The 5,642-nt window shown below is 64.4% G+C and carries 5 protein-coding genes; 1 reads left to right on the top strand and 4 read right to left on the bottom strand.

Going from position 1 to position 5,642, the window contains the following annotated elements; all coding sequences use genetic code 11:
- The first annotated feature begins 421 nt into the window (after positions 1 to 421).
- On the top strand, positions 422 to 1,111 hold the full coding sequence (locus NON22_RS19485) for a hypothetical protein (RefSeq protein WP_257388640.1): 690 nt from the start codon (positions 422 to 424) through the stop codon (positions 1,109 to 1,111).
- Positions 1,112 to 1,422: 311 nt separating this feature from the next.
- Here the strand turns inward: NON22_RS19485 and NON22_RS19480 are convergent, their stop codons facing one another.
- The 4 genes from NON22_RS19480 to NON22_RS19465 all read right to left on the bottom strand — a co-directional run bounded on the left by NON22_RS19480 (position 1,423) and on the right by NON22_RS19465 (position 5,238).
- On the bottom strand, positions 1,423 to 1,866 hold the full coding sequence (locus NON22_RS19480) for a hypothetical protein (RefSeq protein WP_257388639.1): 444 nt from the start codon (positions 1,864 to 1,866) through the stop codon (positions 1,423 to 1,425).
- A 55-nt stretch (positions 1,867 to 1,921) separates the two neighbouring features.
- Positions 1,922 to 2,182: a histone H1-like repetitive region-containing protein gene (locus NON22_RS19475; protein ID WP_257388638.1), complete on the bottom strand. Its 261-nt coding sequence runs from the start codon at positions 2,180 to 2,182 to the stop codon at positions 1,922 to 1,924.
- A gap of 48 nt (positions 2,183 to 2,230) precedes the next feature.
- Positions 2,231 to 3,634, bottom strand: a complete 1,404-nt coding sequence (locus tag NON22_RS19470; protein ID WP_257388636.1) for a hypothetical protein — start codon at positions 3,632 to 3,634, stop codon at positions 2,231 to 2,233.
- Between the two features lie 131 nt (positions 3,635 to 3,765).
- Complete coding sequence (locus tag NON22_RS19465) at positions 3,766 to 5,238, bottom strand: hypothetical protein (protein WP_257388634.1); 1,473 nt, start codon at positions 5,236 to 5,238, stop codon at positions 3,766 to 3,768.
- Between the last annotated feature and the right edge of the window lie 404 nt (positions 5,239 to 5,642).

Here is a 5,642-nt window from a genome sequence, read left to right as displayed (position 1 = left end):
GAAGCCGAAGAACGACGACGCATCGTGACCGCCTCGGTTACCATCTGACCAACGCGCAACACCCCGCAGCCCCCGGTCACGATCAACCGAAACGGCCGGTCACGATCGGCGAAATACGCACCTACGGCATGCGACCGGGAAAACACAGGACCGGACCCGGCTGAGCTTCGGCTGCTCTACGTCGCACTGACGCGCGGCAAGGCCGCGCTGCAGGTGCCTGACTCGCTGCTTTCACTGATCGGTCCCCATTAAAGGCGTGACCCGTTTGCGGCAGTCAAGGCGATGGAGGATCGCAATGACTGGTTTGAGCGTGTTTCTCGTTCGCGGACACATTTCGATCGAGGATGCATCGCCACAGGATAAGATCTACTCCATCTCTGCAGCAGCATATAAGGGTCGATAGAGTGTCGAGGATGCGCTCATGACTCACGGCAAGCGAATAGCAGCGAGTGTCGTCATCGGGGCGGTCGTGTTGCTAGGATTGGCCTTCGTTGGGTACGGGCTCGGCAGCTCTGCTGGCGATGTGGTGCTTCAGGCGGCCAACGAGGCTGCCGCAGAGATCAATCGTCGGGCGCCTATGGCGTTGCCGTACTACGTGCTCGAGTCAGCGGAAGTAGGGCCGGGGCGCCGATTCACCTACCATGTGGCTTGGACGAGCCAAGCCATTCCAACGTTCGACGCCGCGCGATTCGTCCAGCTTCTAGAACCGGATGTCGTTCGATCGATTTGCGCTTCAGCCATGCGGCAGATCTCCGATGCCGGCTGGTCGATCCACTACCAATATAGGATTGCTCCCGGACCGGAGTTCGCTCAGGTCGATGTCCGCCCACGAGCCTGCATTGGCACGCCATCGGAGCCGGCAGCAGCGCCGCTCGTCGGTCAAGTGATTCGCGCCGGCCGCAGCTTCAAGGGCTACGTGTGCAGCGACGATTGCCAAGGTCACGAAGCCGGTTACGAATGGGCGCGCGATAAAGGTATTTCAGATCCTGCGGACTGCACTTCCGAATCGGATTCGTTCAATGAAGGCTGCGAGGCGGCAGTCATCGAAGCCTATGATCTCGAACAGGAAGAGACCCATTTGATGTTCGAGGATCAACAAAATCGGTATTGAGCCTTTCGCAGTTCGCTGCAGTCGCAGGCCTTCTATCTGCTCAGGACTCAGCCGCGGACCATTGCCGGCTGCTCGCGTGCGCGACTCGGCCAGCCTGGACCTCCATGTCGAGCCGTTCTCCGAGGGGCTGGCTGTGCCGCGAAAACGGGGTCCGAAAAGGGCGGATTCACCTGCGACGTTTGTGCAACAAGAAAGCCCGACCCTGTTCGAATAGCCGTTGCCAGGAAAAGAGACGGGCGATTTACTTGCCGCGCGTGCGTGTAACTGACGCTGTTCCCGATTGTCCGCTGGGCGCTTTCTGGATTTGGCCTCTAGCTGTATGAAATAATTCCCCATTTGTACAAAATGAATTTCAACAGGCAAAAATATCCGAGCATGAGAAGGGTGGATTTTGCATAGAAAAAGAAGTCGCCCCAATTGCTGGTGTTTCCAGCAGGAAAGTCCTTGCCGGCGATGGGGTTTCCATGTTCATCCTTGTCGCGCTTTTCCATGCAGGACTCCGCCTTCAGGTGCCAGGCGAGCGCTGCGACGATGTAATGGAGAAAGTCGCAGGCGAGGCAGGAAACAAGAAGGAAGACGGCGGGCATGAGATCGCCGGGGGCGATTGGAGGCGAGGTTTCGCTTCCTCCTGAAGATCCTCCCCCGATCTTGAAGACCCAGATCACGGCAATGCCCGCGAAAGCCAACTGACGCGCGATATCGCTCGCTTTCGCTGAGAAAAACGCCACCTGATCACGCATTTCCGATATTTTCATGAGCGCGTTCTCGGCTGGAAGGCGAGATGGAAAAATGGGCTTGTTCGCCTTCGTCCTAGGCTTTTCCTCTGAATCCGGTGTGTTCCTCGTTTCCAGATGCGGTTGATTTCTTGGCCGTCTTTTTCGCCGTGTATTTTTTTGCGGCTGCTTTCTTTGCCGGAGCCTTTTTCGCGGCGACCTTTTTCGCTGCAGCTTTTTTTGCTACGGTTTTCTTGGTTGCGACCTTCTTGGCGACGGCTTTCTTGGCAGGCGCTTTCTTAGCCGCCGTTTTTCTTGCAACAGTCCTGCGGGCTGTGGCTCGGATTAAGATTTTCATATCGCGTCCTTTGCAATGAGGTTCTTTGCGCAGGTTTGCCGATGTTTGCTACTTGCTCGCCTTACACCCCACCGGCTCCCCAAACTGCTTGTACTGCCCGTACTGCATGAACGCGACCTGCAGCTGCAGCGAGGTGTCCATGCTCAGCAGGCCGGGATACTGGCCGCCGGTGTAGGCCATGGGGAACTGGATGTTGCTGAAGTACTGCGCGTTGTCGACGGAGTTGACGGCGCACTGGCCGGCGTAGCCGAAGATGGGCGGGGTGGTGGTGGCGGTCGCGGCGTAGCCGACGGGCGGGGCGTAGCCGCCGCCGTGGCAGGACAGGCAGGACGACAGCTTGTTGTCGACGGGGCCGGCGAGACGCTCGTTGCAGCCGAAGTGCTGCGGTGTGCCGATGCCTTTGTTCAGCACGCTCTCGTGCGCGGGGATGCTGCCGGACTGGGCGACGGCCGGGAAGGTCCACGGGTCGCTGCCCCATTGCAGGCCGACGGGTTCGAGTTTGTCCCAGGCGGTCTTGCCTTGCTTGTTGCCGTTCCAGGCGAACGTGCCGAACACCCAGCGCGTCGGCGAGCGCGAGTCGACGACGGCGACGTCGAGCTGGATCAGGCGCACGTCCTGCACTTTTCGATCGCAGAGGAACAGGTCGCCTTTCTGCACGTGGCGGTCGGTCTGCCAGGCCGGCGAATCCTTCAGGTAGGAGACGTCCGCCGGCGTGGCGGTCGTGAACAGCAGCTTGGCGACGACGGTGCCTTCGGGGAAGGGCAGTCCGGCCGGCGCGGTCACGCCGCCGTAGTTGCCGGTCTGGGGCACGCCGTTGCGGTCGATGCTGCGGCCGATCGCGTAGGCGCCCCAGCGGTTGTAGATGCCGAAGGCCCAGGTTTCGAAGAACTGGCTGGATTCCTTGCCGTTGGCCAGCAGCAGCTTGCTGACGCCGCGGTCGATCTCGACGTCTTCGCCGAAGTCGCTCAAGGTGGCCGTGCGCTCGTTGGTCATGCCGTGCACGTATTCGCGGCCGCGGGTCGGGTCGTAGGCCATCCACGGCACGTGGAACCAGCGGTTCTCCTTGTCGACCGTGGTCTTCCAGCCGACGTCGTTGCGCAGCGCCTCGTCCTGGCCTTTCTTCACGTAGTCGAGCACGCGCGTGATGTAGTCGGACCACGGCGAGCCCCAGGTCGGCGCCGGGCCGTCCAGCGGCAGGGTGAAGTCGACCTTGAGATCCAGCCAGGTACATTCGCTCTTCGGGCAGGCGCCGGGATCCTGGGTCGGGTAGTCGTGGGCGAGCTTGAAGGTCGGGCCTTTCCAGCCCGGCGGCGCCGGCACGACGGCGTTGCGGTAGGCGAACGTCGCGGCGTCGGGGCGCAGTTGCGCGTCGGCGCGGTCTTGCGCCTGGGCGCTGGCGCCGGCGAGCGCGGCGAGCAGGGTGGTGGCGAGTACGCTGGCGGTCTTGGACATGACGGCTTCCTGTGACGCTGGCTGGGTCGGTTGAAAAACGGTCGAGGGTTTCAACGGTCGGGATCGGCGCGCCGCGACGGCGGCGCACGCCGCCGCACCGGTCGATGCGGCGGCGGCGCGCTGCGTGGGCGTCAGCCGGACTTGCGCGCCGACGGCTTGGGCCGGTCGGGCGACAGGATCGGGCTTGCGACGGGCTGCGGGCTCCAGGCGCGCAGCGCGAGAATCCAGCTGAAGTCGGCGCCGGAGCGCTGCGCGCCCTGGTGACAGTTCTGGCAGCTGTCGTACTGGTGGTAGGTCTCCATCGTCACGTTGGACACCTGGCATTGCGGGAACGCGAGGCCGCCCTGGGCCGGCGGCGTGCCGTCCTCGCAGCCGAAGTCGCTGTTGAGCGGCGTGGTCGGCGGCACCGACGGCGCGGTCGACCACTGCGTGCCGATCAGCACGTAGTTCTCCCAGACCGTGCCCTTGAGCAGGGCGCGGTAGCGCGCATTGAGCTCGGTGGTGGAGTTGCCGGCCGGCGTGCTCGGTATCGCCGACAGGCGCACGACGTTGATCGGCGCCGGGTCGTAGTCGTTCGGTCCGGGCACGCGGCTCGCGCCCGGATGGTCGGCCGGATTCGCGCGCGGGATCTTCTGTTTCTTGTACAGCTCCGGGTCGTAGTACGAGGCCTGCATGTCGGCCGGCGTCGTCGGGTCTTCGCCGAGGTTGTCCACCTGCTCGAACGTGGACCAGACCCATTGCGGGAAGTCGGCGGTCTTGTGCGAGATGTGGAAGCCGACGAGGCCGGCCTTCATCGGCTCGCAGTCGCAGGTCGTGCGGCCGCCGCTTTCGGTCTTGCAGGTGCCGGGCTTGGCCGCGAGCGCGTCGATCGCGAAGAAGCGCGCATGGAACTTCGGCGGCACCTTGGCCAGGTTGCGCCAGGCGGCCTTGACCTCGATGGAGCCCAACTGGTCGGCCGAGCTGGCCGGGAAGCTGATCGCGGGCTTGCCGCTCGCGGGCCAGTTGCTGCGGTTGTAGTAGCCGTTGCTGCGCACGTAGTCGTACTCGACGCGGTTCACGCGCACTTCGAAGCGCGTGAAGTAGCCGGTCTGGTCGGGCAGCGGGCCGGCGAAGGCCTCGTCGATCTCGTCGGCGATGCTGCCGAATTCGCTGGTCATGTCCAGGCGCGGCCGCGGATCGTTCGGCGGAATGTTGCGGCAGACGGCGTAGCCGTTCGGCTGGTCCCAGGCCGGCGGCTCGCTGCCGTTCTGCGGGTACAGGTCGAACGCGGTCTTCCAGCGCATCCAGGCCGGCGCGAGGCGGGCGTCGTATTTGCCGAACACCGACGGATCGTCGGGCTTGTACGGTTCGCCGTGGGCGTCGGCCAAGGACGGCCACATGACGGCGATGAAGTTCTGCCAGGCGAACGTGTCGAACATCGGCCGCGTGTCGATCGGAAACGCCGAGAACGGAAACGACGGCACGGTGCGCGGTATGTCGCCGCTCAGGGTCGGCTTGAGCCTGGAGTAGTCGGGCGTGGTCTGGGCCGGTGCGGGGCTCGCGGCGAAGGCGAGCAGCAGCAGGCCGAACACGGCGCCGGGCGCCGCATTGCGATGGGCTTGCATCGGTGATCTCCCCTTGTGCCGCGGGCGCGCTGCCGCGCGGCGCGTATAACAGTGAACCTTTGATTTTTGCGTGTCAATGCACGTTTTTGCGTGATAGCCGCGCGCGGCGGATCGCGCTTGGCTGTCAGAAATGCGTGCTCGCGGCGCGGCGTCGTGCGTCGCCGCGCAGTGCCGCAGCACCGCGCGTCTGGCCGTCTTGACGGCTCGACGGACGCTCGGGAAACCCGGCGGAAATTCCGGGCTGTCTTCCGGTTCGGCCGATATGCCGCAGGCAGCGGCTGCGTCGCGGCCGGGCGCCGCCGTACGGGGCGCGGCCAGATCCGGCCGGCCTCCGCGAGCCCGTTCCCCGACACGGAGCCCGGGCCGCGCGCCGGCCGGGCCGGCGCGCTCTGCTAGCATGAGCG

Origin of the sequence: Tahibacter caeni (assembly GCF_024609805.1) — a bacterium.
In the GTDB taxonomy this organism is placed as follows: Bacteria; Pseudomonadota; Gammaproteobacteria; order Xanthomonadales; family Rhodanobacteraceae; genus Tahibacter; species Tahibacter caeni.
Note: the sequence above shows the minus strand (reverse complement) of the source record. Positions and strands in the feature narration are given on the sequence as shown.

What these genes read in the sequence shown, in the direction of transcription:
- NON22_RS19475 (WP_257388638.1), bottom strand. Translation starts at nt 2,182, where the DNA reads ATGAAAATCTTAATCCGAGCCACAGCCCGCAGGACTGTTGCAAGAAAA.
- NON22_RS19485 (WP_257388640.1), top strand. Translation starts at nt 422, where the DNA reads ATGACTCACGGCAAGCGAATAGCAGCGAGTGTCGTCATCGGGGCGGTC.
- NON22_RS19470 (WP_257388636.1), bottom strand. Translation starts at nt 3,634, where the DNA reads ATGTCCAAGACCGCCAGCGTACTCGCCACCACCCTGCTCGCCGCGCTC.
- NON22_RS19480 (WP_257388639.1), bottom strand. Translation starts at nt 1,866, where the DNA reads ATGAAAATATCGGAAATGCGTGATCAGGTGGCGTTTTTCTCAGCGAAA.
- NON22_RS19465 (WP_257388634.1), bottom strand. Translation starts at nt 5,238, where the DNA reads ATGCAAGCCCATCGCAATGCGGCGCCCGGCGCCGTGTTCGGCCTGCTG.